This is a genomic window from Microbacterium sp., assembly GCF_046295495.1.
Lineage (GTDB): Bacteria > Actinomycetota > Actinomycetes > Actinomycetales > Microbacteriaceae > Microbacterium.
Map to the genome: position 1 here is coordinate 60,667 of NZ_JBKBNC010000013.1, position 17,149 is coordinate 77,815.

Below are 17,149 nucleotides of genomic sequence, written 5' to 3' on the forward strand. Positions count from 1 at the left end.
AACCACCCCCCCCGGGGCGGGTCCTCGGCCGCCCCGCTTCGGCGTTGCATCCGCCCGCGCCGGTTCGTCGGCGCTCCGGCGCTGGTCCGCGGGGTCAGCGACCGCGGGCGAGACCGCGGTTGATCTGACGCGCCCACAGGGGGCCGCGGTAGAGGAATCCCGTGTACCCCTGCACCAGCGTGGCGCCGGCGGCGAGTCGCTCGCGCACGTCGTCGGCGGTCTCCACTCCCCCGGCCGAGATCACCACGAACTCCGCGGGCACCGCGGCGCGCACGAGGCGCAGCACCTCGGCGGCGCGGGCTCTCAGCGGTGCGCCCGACAGCCCGCCGGCGCCGGCCGCCTCGACGGTGTCGGCATCCGTCGACAGGCCCGCGCGCGAGATCGTGGTGTTCGTGGCGATGATCCCGGCGAGGCCCGTGTCGACGGCCAGCCGGGCGATGTCGGCCACCTCGTCGTCGGCGAGATCGGGAGCGATCTTCACCAGCAACGGGGTCGCGCCCGCCGCCTCTCGGACCGCGGTCAACAGCGGCCGTAGCGTCTCGACGGCCTGCAGACCTCGCAACCCGGGTGTGTTGGGCGAGGAGACGTTCACGACGAGGTAGTCGGCGAGAGGGGCGAGCAGCCGGGCGCTGCGCACGTAGTCGGTGGTCGCGTCGTCGACCGCGACGACGCGACTCTTGCCGATGTTCACCCCGATCACCGGGCGGCGGCGCGCGCGGCGCAGGCGGCGCAGGCGCGCGGCGGCGACGGCGGCGCCGTCGTTGTTGAAGCCCATCCGGTTGATGACGGCCCGATCGGCGACCAGGCGGAACAGGCGCGGCTTGGGGTTGCCCGGCTGCGGTAGTGCCGTGACCGTGCCCACCTCGACGTGGCCGAAGCCGAGCGCGTGCAGACCCCGCCCCATCGAGACGTTCTTGTCGAAGCCCGCGGCCACGCCGAAGGGCGAATCGAACCTGAGACCCAACGCCTCAACGCGCTGTCCGGGTCGGGGAGCGGTGAAGCGACGGACGACGGATGCCAGCGGCTCCACACCCGCCGCCCGGATGACGAGCGCCCCGAGGTGGTGGGCGAACTCCGGGTCGAAGCGGGTGAGGACCGTACGGAAGAGAAGGGGATACATCCCCGCCAGGCTACTGGACGGCGTCGTGATCCTCGGGCGTCCGACGGCTCGCGTGGTCGGCCCGCAGCTGCGCGATCGCGGCGTCGAAGTCGTCGAGGGAGTCGAAGGCCTGATAGACGCTGGCGAAGCGGAGGTAGGCGACCTCGTCGAGCTCGCGAAGGGGGCCGAGGATCGACAGGCCGATCTCGTTCGCCTCGATCTGCGACGAACCGGTCTGGCGGATGGCCTCCTCGACCTGCTGCGCGAGCACCGCGAGGTCGGCATCCGTGACGGGGCGTCCCTGGCACGCCTTGCGCACCCCGGACATCACCTTCTCGCGGCTGAAGGGCTCGACCACGCCCGAACGCTTGATGACGTTCAGGCTCGCGGTCTCGACGGTGGAGAAACGACCGCCGCACTTCGGACACTGTCGACGGCGACGGATGCTGAGGCCGTCGTCGCTCGTGCGCGAGTCGATCACGCGGGAGTCGGGGTTGCGGCAGAACGGACAGTGCATGACGCGCCTCAGTCCTCGAACCGCGCGGTCACGGCCTCGCCGTGCGCGGGCAGCGCCTCGGCGTCGGCGAGGGTGACGATGGCATCCCGCACCCGCGACAGCGCGGCGCGGTCGTACTCGACCACCTGCTGCGGGCGCAGGAAGGTCGCCGCCGACAGGCCGGCACTGTAGCGAGCCTGACCCCCGGTGGGGAGGACGTGATTGCTGCCGGCGAGATAGTCGCCGAGGCTCACGGGCGTGTAGGGGCCCACGAACACCGCACCCGCGTTGACGAAGTCCTCGGCGCGCGGATCGGCCAGGTGCAGCTCGAGGTGCTCGGGGGCGTAGGCGTTGCTGAACGCCGTGGCCTGGGCGATGTCGTCGACCAGCACGACCGCCGACTGCGGTCCGTGGAAGGCGGCGGTCACGCGCTCGCTGTGCCGTGTGGCTGCGACGCGCGCGGGGAGGGCGGCCTGAACGGCCTCGGCCAGCGCCGACGAATCGGTGACGAGGACGGCCGACGCCTGTTCGTCGTGCTCGGCCTGACTCACGAGGTCGGCCGCGACCAGCGCCGGTGCCGCGGAGTCGTCGGCCACGACGAGGATCTCGGTCGCCCCCGCCTCGGAGTCGGTGCCCACGCGACCGGCCACGGCACGCTTGGCCGAGGCGACGAAGTTGTTGCCGGGACCGGTGACCACGTCGACCGGATCGAGCCCGATCTCGGCGACCCCGTGCGCGAAGGCGCCGATCGCCCCTGCCCCGCCCATGGCGTAGACCTCGGTGACACCCAGGAGGCGGGCCGCGGCGAGGATGACGGGGTGCACGCGGCCCCCGAAGGCGGCCTGCGGCGGCGACGCGAGAGCGACCTCGCGAACGCCGGCGACCTGCGCGGGGACGACGTTCATCACGACGCTCGACGGGTACACGGCCTTGCCACCGGGAACGTAGAGACCCACGCGGCGCACGGGCTGCCACCGCTGCGTCACGCGCGCTCCGTCGCCGATCTCGGTGATCACGGGCGCCGGAACCTGAGCGGCGGATGCCGTGCGCACGCGCACGATCGCTTCATCGAGGGCCGCGCGGATCTCGGGCGTGAGGTCGCGCAGGGCCTCGTCGAGGTGATCGGCGGGGACGCGGATGGCGTGGTCGCTGACGCGGTCGAAGCGCGCAGCCTGCTCGCGCAGGGCTTCCTCTCCCCGATGGGCGACCTCGTCCACCAGACGCGCGGCGGTGGCGAGGGCCTCGTCGCGCGCGGCGTCGGCCCGGGGGACGACGGCGAGGAGCTCGGCCGGCGAGAGCACGCGGCCGCGGAGATCGATCGTGCGGAGCATGGGACCAGGCTACCGGCCGCTTGCGAGCCGCCTCGCGCGACGCGGGCGGCTCGCAGCCGGTGTTCAGTGTCCGAAGCGGGGGACGAGCGGCGCTGGCGGATCGGCAGGGCCGAACGCGACGCACCGGTCGGCGGGCCGCTCAGCCGCGCGTCACGCCCGATACGTCGTGCAGATAACCGATGCGGCCGTCGTCGTGGCGCACGACGAAGGTCTCGCCGCGATCCTCGATGACGAGCGCCCACGCCGTGGGTCCGACCCGGAAGATCGGCGTGCCGTAGTCGTCGACCACCTCGCGCTCCTCGGGCGCCAGGGCCCAGAACGCCTGCGCGTGCGCGTGATCGCGGCCCGCGTGCCCGGCGGCATCCTGGCCGTCGTGCAGGTGGCCGTCGTGCGTCTGGCCGTCGTGCGTCTGGCGCTCGTGCTCGGCGCGGCCGTCGGGCGAGACGCGCTCGTGCGCCCCGGTCTCGCGCAGCGGGGCGAAGATGTCGGTGTCGTGCTCGTCGCCGTGCTGCGCGGGCAGGACGGTCGTCGGTGGCGCGGCCTCGTGGGGTTCGCGGGCCCCGTCGGCGTGCGCCGTGTCGCGGTTCGAGACACCGGCGCGCGAGGTGCCGTCGTGCGCGATCGCGTGGTGCGCGACGCCGTCGTGCGCGAGATCGGTCGACCCCGTGTAGCTGCCCGGGGCAGGCGCGTCACCGGCGTGGGCGCCGGCGGCGTCGGCCGCGGGGCGCGGCGCACGCGGAGCGCGCGGGCGCGGTACGACGGGACGGATGGGCCGCGCGCTGCGGTGTGCGGGCACCTCTTCGCGGTCGCGGAAATCGGACGAGAACGGCGGGACGATGGGCGCGAAGACCGTCAGCACCACCCCGGCGAGCAACACGACGGCTTCCACCCAGATGACCCACGAACGCGTCCAGATGCCCGTCTCGGTGAAGACCGCGACGGTGTCCCACACCCACGAGACCCAGACGAGCGCGGAGACCGTGAATGCGACCGACGCGAACTGGTCGATGCCGAGCGAACCGACCCTGCGGATGCCCTGCGGCGAGAGGCGCCGAAGCACGATGAGACCGACGGCGACCGTCGGGAGCGCGACGGCCGGGATCCACCACAGACCCGACAGCCAGACGTTCCCCCCGCCGACGAGGACTCCGGAGGGCGAGTCGAGGATGTTGGTGCGGAAGAACGAGACGAAGAACGCCACGACCCACGCCCCGAGCAGCGCGATCTCGCGCACGGAGAAGGGGCCGACACCATAGGACGGCGCTCCCCCGTCCGGGGCGCGATCCGCAGCTGCAGCGGCGTGCGGGGTCGCCGTGCTGTGCGCCCCGATGCCGTCGACCCCGGCGCCCGTGGACCCCGAGAACGGCGCCCCGGTGGGAGCACCCTGTCGTGGGTCGTCGGTCGTGGAGGCGTCCACCGGACGGTCGGTCGCGGACTGCGCGGCGTGCGGCGACCCATCGGTTCCGCCCGCCTCGCCGGAGCGGCCGTCCGGCGCGGTGGGTGTCTCGCCGGGAAGCGTCACGGACGCGTCGGGCTCCCGATCCGGCTCGGTGCCGTCGTGGGGATTCTGATCGTTCACAGTGGTCCTTTCACCCGGGGCGCCGCGGCGCCCGGTCATCGTAACCGGCTGATTCTCGGCATCCGCTGGGCGTGCCGCGGCGCGCGATCGTGAGTCGGGAAGGCGTCAGCCGAGGCAGTTCGGGCCCAGGAGCCCCTTCAGCTCGCCGAACAGATCGGCGGTGACGCGCACCGGCATCGGCACCTCGAAGACCTTCGCCGAACCCCCCTTGTGGAGCTTGAGCACGACCTCGGTGGAGCCGGAGTGTCGACGCAGCATCTGTGCGAGCTCACCGACCAGCGCCTCGTTCGCGCGCTGCTCGGGCACCAGGAGCGTCAGCCCGCCCGACTCGTCGAGACCCTCGAGGTCGGGGGCGAAAGCGCTCTGGGCGTGGAGATTGAGACCGTCGTCACGCCGTGAGACCCGGCCGCGCACGACCAGGATCGAGTCGGCCTGCAGCACCGGGGCGAACTCGGCGTAGGTCTTGCCCATGAACATCACCGTCACCTCGCCGTTGAAGTCTTCGACGGTGACCATGCCGTAGGGGTTGCCGCTCTGCTTGGCGACGCGGTGCTGCACGCTCGTGAGCAGACCCGCCACCGTCACCTGATCGCCGTCCTGCACGTCTTCCGAGGCGAGCAGGTCGTGGATCGACGTCGACGCATGCTTGGCCAGCGGCACCTCGAGGCCCGCCAGCGGGTGGTCGGAGACGTAGAGGCCGAGCATCTCGCGCTCGAAGGCCAACTTGTCTTTCTTCGTCCACTCCGGGCGCTCGGGCACCTTCACGACCTGCTGCGGCTCGTCCCAGAGCGAGTCGAAGTCGAAGCCCACCTCGCCGTTGGCTTCGCGCCGCTTGTCGAGGACCGCCCCCTCGCACGCGTCTTCGTGCACCTCGACCAGGGCCCGGCGCGTCGAGCCGAGCGAGTCGAACGCGCCGGCCTTGATGAGGGACTCCACGGTGCGCTTGTTGGCCACGTGCATCGGCACCTTCGACAGGAAGTCGTGGAACGACGTGTACTTGGCATTTTGCCTCGCGGCGACGATTCCATCGACGACGTTGGTGCCCACGTTGCGCACGGCGCCCAGGCCGAAGCGGATGTCTTCCCCGACGGCGGCGAAGAAGCGGATCGACTCGTTGACGTCGGGCGGGAGCACCCTGATGCCCATGCGGCGGCACTCGTTGAGGTACACCGCCATCTTGTCTTTCGAGTCGCCGACGCTCGTGAGCAGGGCCGCCATGTACTCGGCCGGGTAGTGGGCTTTGAGGTACGCGGTCCAGTACGACACCAGCCCGTAGGCGGCGGTGTGCGCCTTGTTGAAGGCGTAGTCGGCGAAGGACTCCAGCACCTTCCACAGCGTCTGCTGCGCGACATCGCCGAAACCGCGCTCGGTCATGCCGCCGAAGAAGATCTCCTTCTGCTTGTCGAGCTCGCTCTTCTTCTTCTTTCCCATCGCGCGACGCAGGAGATCGGCCTGACCGAGGGTGTAACCGGCCACGCGCTGCGCGACGGCCATCACCTGCTCCTGGTAGACGATCAGGCCGTAGGTGGTGTCGAGGATGTCGGCCAGCGGCTCCTCGAGCTCGGGGTGGATGGGTTCGATCTCCTGCTGCTTGTTCTTGCGCAGGGCGTAGTTGATGTGCGAGTTCACGCCCATCGGGCCGGGGCGGTACAGCGCCAGCACGGCCGAGATGTCCTCGAAGTTGTCGGGACGCATCAGACGCAGCAGCGATCGCATGGGCCCGCCGTCCAGCTGGAACACGCCGAGCGTGTCACCGCGGGCGAGGAGCTCGTACGATGCCGCGTCGTCGAGCGCGAGGTCTTCGAGCACGAGCGGGTGACCGCGGTTGGCCTCGATGTTGTCGAGGGCGTCGTTGATGATGGTGAGGTTACGCAACCCCAGGAAGTCCATCTTGATCAGGCCGAGCGACTCGCACGCGGGGTAGTCGAACTGCGTGACGATCTGGCCGTCCTGCTCGCGACGCATGATCGGGATGATGTCGATGAGGGGCTCGCTCGACATGATCACGCCGGCCGCGTGCACGCCCCACTGACGCTTCAGGTTCTCGAGCCCGAGGGCGGTGTCGAAGACCGTCTTGGCCTCGGCGTCGGTCTCGATGAGCGTGCGGAACTCGCTCGCCTCTTTGTAGCGGGGGTGCTCGGGGTTGAACATGCCGTCGAGCGGCATGTCTTTGCCCATCACCGCCGGCGGCATGGCCTTGGTGAGCCTGTCGCCCATGCTGAACGGGAAGCCGAGCACACGGCCGGCGTCTTTGAGCGCCTGCTTGGCCTTGATGGTGCCGTAGGTGACGATCTGCGCAACGCGCTCGTCGCCGTACTTCTCGGTGACGTACTGGATCACCTCACCGCGACGACGGTCGTCGAAGTCGACGTCGAAGTCGGGCATCGAGACGCGGTCGGGGTTGAGGAAGCGCTCGAAGATCAGGCCGTGCTGCAGCGGATCGAGGTCGGTGATCTTCATCGCGTACGCGACCATCGAGCCGGCACCCGAGCCGCGGCCCGGACCCACGCGGATGCCGTGGTCTTTGGCCCAGTTGATGAAGTCGGCCACGACGAGGAAGTACCCGGGGAACCCCATCTGCAGGATGACGCCGGTCTCGTACTCGGCCTGCTTGCGCACGGCATCCGGGATGCCGTCGGGATAGCGGTCGCGCAGGCCGTTCTCGACCTCTTTGATCATCCAGCTGTCTTCGGTCTCACCCTCGGGCACCGGGAAGCGCGGCATGTAGTTCGCGGAGGTGTTGAACTCCACGTCGCAGCGCTCGGCGATGAGCAGCGTGTTGTCGCACGCCTCGGGGTGATCGCGGAACACCTGACGCATCTCGGCCGGCGACTTGACGTAGTAGCCGTCGCCGTCGAACTTGAACCGCTTGGGGTCGTCGAGCGTCGACCCCGACTGCACGCACAGCAGGGCCGCGTGACTCGTGGCGTCGTGCTGGTGCGTGTAGTGCAGGTCGTTCGTGCCGACGAGGGGGATGCCGAGGTCTTTCGAGATCTTGAGCAGATCGCCCATGACCCGACGTTCGATCGACAGGCCGTGGTCCATGATCTCGGCGAAGTAGTTGTCTTTGCCGAAGATGTCTTGGAACTCGGCCGCCGCGGCGCGGGCGGCGTCGTACTGGCCGAGGCGCAGGCGCGTCTGCACCTCTCCCGAGGGGCACCCGGTGGTGGCGATCAGGCCCTTGCCGTAGGTCTGCAGCAACTCGCGGTCCATGCGGGGCTTGAAGTAGTAGCCCTCCATGCTCGCCCGGGACGACAGGCGGAACAGGTTGTGCATGCCCTCGGTCGTCTCGGACAACAGGGTCATGTGCGTGTACGCACCCGAACCCGAGACGTCGTCGCTCTGCTGCTCGGGCGTGCCCCACCGCACGCGGGCCTTGTCGGAGCGGTGCGTTCCCGGGGTGACGTAGGCCTCGATGCCGATGATCGGCTTGATGCCGGCGTCTTTCGCCGTCTTGTAGAACTCGTAGGCGGCGAACGTGTTGCCGTGGTCGGTGACGGCGATCGCCGGCATCCCCTGTGTGACGGCCTCCTGGACCATCGGTCCGATGCGCGCCGCGCCGTCGAGCATCGAATACTCGCTGTGCACGTGAAGGTGAACGAAGGAGTCTGCTGCCACGTATCGAGTGTACGTTCGGCCTCCGACATCGACCTCGGAATCTCGCGGCGGACGCCCAGTTCGCCCGGCCCGGCCGGGCGCGTCGCCGCCGGACGGCCCCCGTCGCGGCGGACGCGACGCCGGTCCGGTCAGGCGCCGTCGGCGAGGATCTCGAGGGCGCGCGCGAGATCGGCCGGGTAGGGCGACTCGAAGGCGACCCACTCCCCCGTGCCCGGGTGCGCGAACGCCAGCCGGTGGGCGTGCAGCCACTGACGCGTGAGGCCGAGACGCTCCGACAGCGTGGGGTCCCCGCCGTAGAGCGGGTCGCCCGCGCAGGGGTGGCGGTGCGCGGCCATGTGCACGCGGATCTGATGCGTGCGGCCCGTCTCGAGGTGGATCTCCAGCAGCGAGGCCCGCGGGAACGCCTCGAGGGTCTCGTAATGGGTGATGGAGTCCTTGCCGTCGGGAGTGACGGCGAACTTCCACGAATGGTGGGGATGCCGACCGATCGGCGCGTCGATCGTCCCCGCCAGCGGATCGGGGTGGCCCTGCACGACCGCGTGGTAGATCTTCTCGACCTCGCGCTGCTTGAACGCGCTCTTCAGCAGCGTGTAGGCCCGTTCGGTCTTGGCCACGACCATCAGGCCGCTCGTCCCGGCGTCGAGACGGTGCACCACCCCGCGACGCTCGGCGGGACCGCTCGTGGCGATGCGGAAACCCGCGGCCGCGAGGGCTCCGAGCACGGTGGGCCCCTCCCAGCCGAGGGACGGATGGGCCGCGACACCGGCGGGCTTGTCGACCACGACGATCTCGTCGTCGTCGTGCACGATGCCGAGGTCGGGCACGGCCACGGGCACGATCTCGGGGTCGCGCTTGGGTTCCCACTCCACGCTGATCCACGAGCCCGCGCGGAGTCGGTCGCTGCGGCCGGCGGTCCGGCCGTCGACGCTCACTCCCCCGGCGTCGGCGACCTCGGCCGCGAAGGTGCGGGAGAACCCGAGCATCTTGGCCAGGGCCTGATCGATGCGGGTGCCGTCCAGCCCGTCGGGGACGGGGAGCGTGCGCGACTCCATGTCAGCGCGTGCCGGGATCGCTCGGCGCCTCGACGTCGCCGGCGGCCTCGGCGGCCCGAGACGCGCGGGTCTCGCGCGTGCCGTCGAGGCGCAGGCCGAACAGGACGAGCAGGGCGACCGAGATCATCATCGAGACGATGAAGACGTCGGCCACGTTGTAGATCGCGGGCATCATCCACGGCGTGGAGATGAAGTCGACGACGTGACCCACGGGGAAGCCCGGCTCGCGCAGCACGCGGTCCGTGAGGTTGCCCAGCACGCCGCCGAGCAGAAGACCCAGGACGACGGCCCACAGGCGCGAGCGCACGCGGCGCACGGCGAGGAAGACGATCACACCCGCGACGACCGCGAGGGCGATGGTGAACAACCACGTGACGCCCTCGCCCAGCGAGAAGGCGGCCCCGGGGTTGCGGACGAGATAGAACTGCAGGGCTTCACCGAGAACCGGCACGACGCGCTCCGGGGGGAGGTTGTCGATGGCCGCGGTCTTCGCCAACTGGTCGGCGGCCAGCACCACCACCGCGAGGATCGCGATGACGATGCCGGCCGCCGCCGGTCGCAGAGGAGATCGACTGCGCAAAGAGTCGACTTACAGACCGATCGCCGACACGGGCGTGGAGCCCGACGACGACGCAGTGGTGTCGAGGTCGCGGAGCTGACCCTCGATGTAGGAACGCAGCTGCGCGCGGTAGTCGCGCTCGAAGTTGCGGAGCTCGGTGATCCGGCCCTCGAGCGTCGTGCGCTCCTTCTCGAGACGGGCGCGCTCTTCGCGGCCCTTCTGCTCGGCTTCGGCGACGATGGACGCCGCCTGCGCCTGCGCCTCGCCGATGAGCTGATCGCGCTGGGCCTTGCCCTCGGCGACGTGCTCGTCGTGCAGACGCTGCGCGAGCTCGATGATGCCGGCGCTCTGGGCGACGGGGGCCGCGTCGTCGGAGACGGGAGCGGCCACGGGTGCCGGGGCGGGCGTCTCGACGGGAGCGGGCTCCTCGGCCTGGGGGGCCTCCGCCACGGGGGCCGCCACGGTCGCGGGAGCGGACTCGCCCGACTCGTAGGCCGCGAGCTTGGTCTTCAGCTCTTCGTTCTCGGCGATGGTCTTGCGCCACTCGACGACGATCTCGTCGAGGAAGTCGTCGACCTCGTCGGGGTCGAAGCCCTCCTTGAAGCGAACGTGCTGGAACTGCTTGGTGACGACGTCATCGGGGGTCAGTGCCATGGTGTTTCCTCTTTCGAGAGCTCTGAATCGGAACTGTGGGGGTGTCGCACCGGGGCGTACCGCTTCGGAACAGCATAGCCGCCGCCCTTCGTCAGTGTCGAAGTGCACTGTCGAAGGACGGCGGCGATGGGTGTCAGGCGGCCGCGAGGGACCGCGTCACACTCAGTAGCAGGAAGCAGACGAACATGACGATCGCGAATCCGAAATCGATCGCGACGCCTCCGATGCGCAGGGGCGGGATGACGCGACGCACCAGCTTGATGGGCGGGTCCGTCACGGTGTAGACGATCTCTGCCGACACGAGCGTGGCGCCGCGCGGACGCCACTCCCGGTTGAACATCGGGATGTACTCGAGCACCAGGCGCGCGAGCAACAGCACGATGTAGATGAACAGCAGCGCGCTGAGGATGGAGCCGACCAGGCTCAGGACGGCCACGATCGCTTACTGGGACGCGAAGGGCGCTGCTTCGACATCGGCCTGGGCGATCGCACCGTCGCCGGACACGGCGATGTTCTCGGGCGAGAGCAGGAAGACCTTGCTCGTCACCCGCTCGATGCGGCCGTACAGCCCGAGCGACAGGCCGCTCGCGAAGTCGATCAGGCGACGCGCGTCGGCGTCGCTCATCTGCGACAGGTTGATGATGACCGGGATGCCCTCCCGGAAGTTCTCCGCGATGGTCTGGGCGTCGCGGTACTGCTTGGGGTGCACCGTGAGGATCTCGCTGACGGGTCCGGCCGAGGGCTGACGCACCACGGCGGGACGGTGCAGCGGGGTCACCGGCGCGGCCTTCTCGACGGGAGCAGCAGCCTGTGCGGGCTGCTTGCGCGCGATGGGCTGCGGCGCTGTCTCCTCATAGGTCTCTTCCTCGTCGGCGAGGCCCAGGTACACCATCGTCTTCTTGAGGGGGTTCGACATCGCATCCTCCGTTCGCTCGTCTGGTCCGAGGCTAGTCGCGCGCGGGTCTCTGGCCCGTGATTGCCGAGCCGATCCGCAGGTGTGTCGCGCCCATTGCGATCGCTTCCGGGAAATCACCCGTCATCCCCGCCGAGATCCAGGTGGCATCGGTGACGACACCGCGCACCGCGTCCGACGAGGCGCGCAGGCGCTCGAAGGCCCGCGCGGGGTCTTCGTCGAGCGGGGCGACCGCCATGACCCCCCTCAGCCGCAGTCGCGGCAGGGTCGCGACGTGCGCCGCGAGCTCCGCGACGCCGCCGGGCGCCACACCGCCCCGGCCCGGGTCGTCGGTGAGGTTGACCTGCAGCAGCACGTCGAGCCGCTCATCGGCCTCGACCGCGTCGAGCGCGTCGGCGATGCGCACGCGGTCGACCGAGTGCACGGCATCCGCCGCCGCCCGCACGGCACGGGCCTTGTTGGTCTGCGCCTGCCCGATGAAGTGCCAGGTGAGATCCGGGATGCCGTCGAGCTCGGCGCGCTTGGCCGTGAGCTCCTGCTGGCGGTTCTCTCCGACGTCGCGCACGCCCAGGGCGTACAGCTCCTCGACGAGCGAGGCGGGGTGGAACTTCGTCACCACGATGCGGGTGATCTCATCGACGTCGCGGTGCGCCGCGCGGGCCGCATCCCGGATGCGCTCGTCGACGGCGGCGAGCCGGTCGGCCAGGGCGTGATCCATGCTGCTCCTTCGACGACGAGAGCGGGCCCGGTTGTCACCGGACCCGCTTCGTCGGAACGTTCGCTCTTACTTCAGGAAGTCGGGCACGTCGAGGTCGTCGTCGGCGTAGCCGCTGTCGTACGAGGTCTCGGGGACGCGCGCGGTCACCGGGGCCGGCTCCGGGCGACGCTCGGGGGCGCGCTCGGTCGAGGCCTTCTGCTCCTCGGCCGCGTCGAGATCGCGCGCGACGTCGTCGGCGGGGATGACGGGCACGAGGGGCGCCGACGCCGGGCGCTGAGCACCGACCGCGTCGATGCGCAGCGAGGGCTCGCCGCCGTCGAAGCCTGCCGCGATGACGGTGACGCGCACCTCGTCGCCGAGCGTGTCGTCGATGACCGTTCCGAAGATGATGTTGGCCTCGGGGTGCGCGGCCTCCTTCACCAGCTGCGCGGCGTCGTTGATCTCGAAGATGCCGAGGTTCGAGCCACCCTGGATCGACAGCAGCACACCGTGCGCGCCCTCGATGGAAGCCTCGAGCAGCGGCGATTCGACGGCGAGCTCGGCGGCCTTGATGGCCCGGTCGGCGCCCCGCGAGGAGCCGATGCCCATGAGCGCGGACCCCGCCCCCTGCATGACCGACTTGACGTCGGCGAAGTCGAGGTTGATCAGACCCGGCGTGGTGATGAGGTCGGTGATGCCCTGGACACCCGCGAGGAGCACCTGGTCGGCCGTGGCGAAGGCCTCGATCATCGAGATGCCGCGGTCGCTGATCTCGAGCAGGCGGTCGTTCGGGACGACGATGAGGGTGTCGACCTCTTCCTTCAGCCGGCCCACGCCCGCCTCGGCCTGACTCTGGCGACGGCGACCCTCGAACGAGAAGGGCTTGGTGACGACACCGATGGTCAGCGCGCCGATCGACTTCGCGATCTTCGCGACGACCGGGGCACCGCCCGTGCCCGTGCCGCCGCCCTCGCCCGCGGTGACGAACACCATGTCGGCGCCGCGGAGGGCCTCCTCGATCTCTTCGGCGTGATCCTCGGCGGCGCGACGGCCCACCTCGGGATCGGCGCCGGCGCCGAGGCCGCGCGTGAGCTCGCGACCGACGTCGAGCTTGACGTCGGCGTCGCTCATGAGCAGCGCCTGCGCGTCGGTGTTGATCGCGATGAACTCCACGCCGCGCAGGCCGAGCTCGATCATGCGGTTGACGGCGTTGACGCCGCCCCCGCCCACACCGACGACCTTGATCACGGCGAGGTAGTTCTGGTTGTGGCTCATGCCGGCCTCCGTTTGTCCCCGAACCCGAAACTCTAAACCTCATGTTGAGGGTTAAAGAATTGCCCGGTATGCAATTCCTTAGCTCGAAGGTAAGCGGCGGGGTCGACCCCGGCGGCCCGACACGCGGCGTGTCCCGGTATCGCTCCCGAGATCAGCGGACGACGCCGGCCTCGGGCGAGGTGACGTCGTACTCCTTCGCGCGATCAGGCGGGCTCTTGGCCATCAATCGGTCGAGCACGATCGCCTTCTCGGCCGAGCGGTCGGCACTGCCCCACACCACGCGCGACCCCGTCGCACCGAGGGTCAGGGTCACGTCGTCGGGCGTGGATGCCGACACGCCGGTGACCTGCGCGCGCACCGCGTCGGGGAGGGAGCGCATCACGCGACCGACGGCGCGGAAGGCCGCCGAATCGACGCCGCCCGCGATCTCGAGGGACGGCTGGCCGGCGGGGGCGTCGGGCGTCGTCGAGAGCACGACGCCCGCGGCATCCACCACGGTGAAGCCGGCCGGGGTCGGCAGCGCGCCGACGGGGGTGCGCTCGACGATGGAGACGACGAGGTCGTGCGGGGGCCGGGCCTCGAGCGTGTACGACTCCACGAGCGGGAATCGCACGAGCGCGGCTTTCACGGCGCTGTCGTCGACGAGGGCGAGCGGGGTGCCGACCTGACCGCTCAACGCGTCCGCCACCGCCGCCGGGTCGAGCTGCGACGTGCCGACGACGTCGACGCGCTCGACGGCGAAGAGCGGACTGTACGCCGCGCCCGCCGTGCCGAGCACCATGACCGCGAACGCGGCCGCGACGCCGATCCACACGCGCCGACGGCGGCGCTGGCGCACCGTGAAGCGCTTGACCTCGGCCGACAGGGCGCGGCGCCGGGCCCGCGAGGCGCGCCACACGTCGCGCAGACCCGCTCCCCCGGCATCCGGGGTCTGCGGCAGCCCGGCCGGCGCCGACGAGGGCCCGACGGACGCCCGCGCGCTGGATGCGGGCGGACGGACGTCGGACGGCCGCACGAGCGGGGTGACCGGCGCCGTCTCGTCGGCGGGGCCGGGATGCCGGGGCGCGGGGGCCGCGGGACGCTCGTCGACCCGGTTCTCCTTCGCCGCGCGGGCGGACTCCGGAGGCTGCGGCAGGGGCGAGGGCCGGCGCACGCTCAGACCGCCGGCGCCTCGGTGCGGGACAGCGCCTCGAGCACCTGCGGGATGATCTGGTAGACGTTGCCGCACCCGAGGGTGATGACGTAGTCGCCCGGGCGGGCGATCCGTGCTGTGTACTCGGCCGCGGCCTGCCAGTCCGGCACGTAATGCACGTGCGCGGGATCGGCGAAGGCGCCGCTGACCAGCTCCCCGGTGACCCCGGGCACGGGGTCTTCGCGCGCGCCGTAGACGTCGAGCATGACGGTGTGATCGGCGTGCGACTCCAGCACCTCGGCGAATTCGCGGAACATCTCCTGCGTCCGCGAGTAGGTGTGCGGCTGCTGGATCGCGATGAGGCGTCCCTCCCCCACCACCGTGCGGGCGGCGGAGAGCGCGGCCGCGACCTCGGTGGGGTGGTGCGCGTAGTCGTCGTAGACGCTCACACCGTGCTCGACACCGTGCAGCTCGAACCGGCGCACGGTCCCGCCGAATCCCTCGACCGCGCGCGCCGCGTCGGCCAGCGAGTGGCCCAGCACGCGCAGCACCGCGACCGCGCCCGCCGCGTTGATGGCGTTGTGGGCACCCGGGACGCGCAGTCGCACCTCGACGCTCTCGCCGTCGGCGGTGAGCGTGAAGGCGACGGGACCCTCGGTGCGGATCCCGCTCAGACGCACGTCGGCGGAGGGGTCCTCTCCGAAGGTCACGACCTCGGGGTGGGTGATGCGCTCGCGCACGGCCCGGGCGCCGGCGTCGTCGGCGGAGATGACCACGGCCTCCCGCGCGGCGTCGGCGAACCGGGCGAAGGCGGCGTCGAAGGCGTCGCGCGAGCCGTAGTGGTCGAGGTGGTCGGGGTCGACGTTGGTGATGAGGGCGACCGCGGTGTCGTAGAGCTCGAAGGTGCCGTCGGACTCGTCGGCCTCGATCACGACGAGGTCGTCGGAGCCGGTGCCGCTGGAGGCGCCGAGATCGGCGATGACGCCGCCGTTGACGAAGGTGGGGTCGAGATCCAGCGCGCGCAGAGCGGTGACGATCATGCCCGTCGAGGTGGTCTTGCCGTGCGCGCCCGCGACCGACACGAGCCGCCGACCGCCGATGAGCCAGTGCAGCGCCTGCGAGCGGTGGATCACATGCAGACCGCGCTGCTTGGCGGTGACGAACTCGGGGTTCTCGGGCCAGATCGCCCCGGTGTGCACCACGGTGTCGGCGTCGCCGAGGTGCGCCGCGTCGTGACCGACGTGCACGGTGGCACCGCGGGCGGCGAGGTCGCGCAGCGCCGCGCTGTCGGCGCGGTCGGAGCCGGACACGCGGATGCCGCGGTCGAGGAACATGCGCGCGAGCCCGGACATGCCCGATCCGCCCACGCCGATGAAGTGCGCGGAGGTGATGGACTCGGGGATGGGGAGACTCAGGTCGGGTCTGATCATGGCGCTTGCGAGTTTACGTCGCCGATCCTGCGCGACGGCCCCGGCGCGCCCGCCGGCGCAGGGCTTCCGGCATCAGCGCGCGAGGGCCTCGTCGACAAGGGCGATCACGTTCTCCGTTCCGGTCCGGATGCCGGTGCGCGCCGCCGCGGAGCGCATCGCATTGCGCCGCTCGTCGTCGCGCAGCAGCGACACGACGTCGGCGCGCACCCGATCGGGCGTGAACGCGGCGTCGGCGATCAGCAGCGCGGCGCCCGCACGGACGGCGGCCGCGGCGTTCAGGCTCTGCTCGCCGTTGCCGACCGCGTACGGCACGTAGACGGCCGGGATGCCGAGCGCGTTGATCTCGCTGACGGTCGCCGCTCCCGAGCGCGAGACCACGAGGTCGGCCAGGGCGAAGGCGAGGTCCATGCGGTCGACGTAGCGCACCACGGCATAACCCTCGGCACCGGGGTCGGGGAGGTCGGAATTCTGCCCCGTCACGTGCAGCAGCTGCCAGCCCGCGTCGAGCACGTCGCGCCACGCCTCGCCGAAGGCCGTGTTGAGCCGGAGCGCCCCGAGCGACCCGCCGAACACGAGGAGCGTGGGGCGGGCGGCATCCAGTCCGAAGTGCGCGGCCGCTTCGGCGCGGAGCGCGCCGGCGTCGAGCTCGACGATCTCGCGCCGCAGCGGCATCCCCACCTCGCGCGCGCCGCGAAGGGGCGTGCCCGCGAACGCGACACCGACACCGGCCGCCCCGCGTGCGCCGAGGACGTTCGCCAGGCCCGGCTTGGCATTGGCCTCGTGCACGACCACCGGGATGCGCTCACGGCGCGCGGCGAGATAGGCCGGGGCGGCCGCGTAGCCGCCGAAGCCGACGACCACGTCGACACCGCACTCGCGGATCATGCGGCGCACGTCGGCGATCGCACGCAGGAAGCGCGCGGGGAAGACCGCCGCGGCGCGGTCGGGCCGCCGCGGGAACGGGACCTTGGCGATGGTGAGCAGCTCGTACCCGCGCAGGGGCACCAGGCGCGCCTCGAGCCCCTCCCGCGTGCCGAGGACGAGCACCTCCGCCGCCGCGTCGCGCGCACGCAGGCCATCGGCCACGGCGAGGAGAGGATTGACGTGCCCGGCTGTTCCGCCGCCGGCGAGGAGGTAAGTCGTCACCGTACGACCCTAACCACGCCGGCGGGGTGAGACGGACGATGTCCGACCGACGGCCCGGGGGCGGATCCGGATCCTGGAGCGGTTCCTCCCGCCGCGCCGCCGACGCGCCCGCGGGGCCCGCGTGCGAGGTGGGGCGTTCAGCCCCGGCGACGACCCGCGCGGGCGGGC

At 71.3% G+C, this 17,149-nt stretch carries 15 protein-coding genes; all 15 read right to left on the reverse strand.

Annotation, left to right across the window (positions count from 1 at the left end; all coding sequences use genetic code 11):
* Window positions 1–94 precede the first annotated feature (94 nt).
* Window positions 95–1,120: a quinone-dependent dihydroorotate dehydrogenase gene (locus tag ACK4LS_RS07325; RefSeq protein WP_409715400.1), complete on the reverse strand. Its 1,026-nt coding sequence runs from the start codon at window positions 1,118–1,120 to the stop codon at window positions 95–97.
* Between the two features lie 10 nt (window positions 1,121–1,130).
* Entirely contained in the window at window positions 1,131–1,616 is a 486-nt protein-coding gene (gene nrdR / locus ACK4LS_RS07330; protein ID WP_409715403.1) for a transcriptional regulator NrdR, read from the reverse strand.
* 8 nt (window positions 1,617–1,624) lie between these two features.
* Entirely contained in the window at window positions 1,625–2,926 is a 1,302-nt protein-coding gene (gene hisD, locus ACK4LS_RS07335; protein WP_409715406.1) for a histidinol dehydrogenase, read from the reverse strand.
* 139 nt (window positions 2,927–3,065) lie between these two features.
* Window positions 3,066–4,505 (reverse strand): hypothetical protein, encoded by a 1,440-nt coding sequence (locus tag ACK4LS_RS07340; RefSeq protein ID WP_409715409.1) that lies wholly within the window; start codon window positions 4,503–4,505, stop codon window positions 3,066–3,068.
* Window positions 4,506–4,610: 105 nt separating this feature from the next.
* Window positions 4,611–8,075, reverse strand: a complete 3,465-nt coding sequence (gene dnaE / locus ACK4LS_RS07345; protein ID WP_409715441.1) for a DNA polymerase III subunit alpha — start codon at window positions 8,073–8,075, stop codon at window positions 4,611–4,613.
* A gap of 176 nt (window positions 8,076–8,251) precedes the next feature.
* Window positions 8,252–9,175, reverse strand: a complete 924-nt coding sequence (locus ACK4LS_RS07350) for an RluA family pseudouridine synthase (protein WP_409715412.1) — start codon at window positions 9,173–9,175, stop codon at window positions 8,252–8,254.
* 1 nt (window position 9,176) lies between these two features.
* Window positions 9,177–9,755 carry a signal peptidase II gene (gene lspA, locus ACK4LS_RS07355; protein ID WP_409715415.1) on the reverse strand — a complete coding sequence of 193 codons (579 nt, stop codon included), beginning with the start codon at window positions 9,753–9,755 and terminating at the stop codon, window positions 9,177–9,179.
* A gap of 9 nt (window positions 9,756–9,764) precedes the next feature.
* Window positions 9,765–10,388 carry a DivIVA domain-containing protein gene (locus tag ACK4LS_RS07360; protein ID WP_409715417.1) on the reverse strand — a complete coding sequence of 208 codons (624 nt, stop codon included), beginning with the start codon at window positions 10,386–10,388 and terminating at the stop codon, window positions 9,765–9,767.
* Between the two features lie 133 nt (window positions 10,389–10,521).
* Window positions 10,522–10,824 (reverse strand): YggT family protein, encoded by a 303-nt coding sequence (locus ACK4LS_RS07365; protein ID WP_409715420.1) that lies wholly within the window; start codon window positions 10,822–10,824, stop codon window positions 10,522–10,524.
* A gap of 6 nt (window positions 10,825–10,830) precedes the next feature.
* Window positions 10,831–11,304 carry a cell division protein SepF gene (locus ACK4LS_RS07370; RefSeq protein WP_409715422.1) on the reverse strand — a complete coding sequence of 158 codons (474 nt, stop codon included), beginning with the start codon at window positions 11,302–11,304 and terminating at the stop codon, window positions 10,831–10,833.
* A 31-nt stretch (window positions 11,305–11,335) separates the two neighbouring features.
* Window positions 11,336–12,019 (reverse strand): YggS family pyridoxal phosphate-dependent enzyme, encoded by a 684-nt coding sequence (locus ACK4LS_RS07375; protein WP_409715425.1) that lies wholly within the window; start codon window positions 12,017–12,019, stop codon window positions 11,336–11,338.
* A 66-nt stretch (window positions 12,020–12,085) separates the two neighbouring features.
* Entirely contained in the window at window positions 12,086–13,273 is a 1,188-nt protein-coding gene (ftsZ, locus tag ACK4LS_RS07380) for a cell division protein FtsZ (protein WP_409715427.1), read from the reverse strand.
* A 151-nt stretch (window positions 13,274–13,424) separates the two neighbouring features.
* Window positions 13,425–14,426: an FtsQ-type POTRA domain-containing protein gene (locus ACK4LS_RS07385; RefSeq protein ID WP_409715430.1), complete on the reverse strand. Its 1,002-nt coding sequence runs from the start codon at window positions 14,424–14,426 to the stop codon at window positions 13,425–13,427.
* Window positions 14,427–14,428: 2 nt separating this feature from the next.
* Window positions 14,429–15,835, reverse strand: a complete 1,407-nt coding sequence (murC, locus tag ACK4LS_RS07390) for a UDP-N-acetylmuramate--L-alanine ligase (protein WP_409715433.1) — start codon at window positions 15,833–15,835, stop codon at window positions 14,429–14,431.
* 72 nt (window positions 15,836–15,907) lie between these two features.
* A complete protein-coding gene (locus ACK4LS_RS07395; RefSeq protein ID WP_409715436.1) occupies window positions 15,908–16,981 on the reverse strand; it encodes a UDP-N-acetylglucosamine--N-acetylmuramyl-(pentapeptide) pyrophosphoryl-undecaprenol N-acetylglucosamine transferase in 1,074 nt (357 codons plus the stop codon).
* Window positions 16,982–17,149 lie beyond the last annotated feature (168 nt).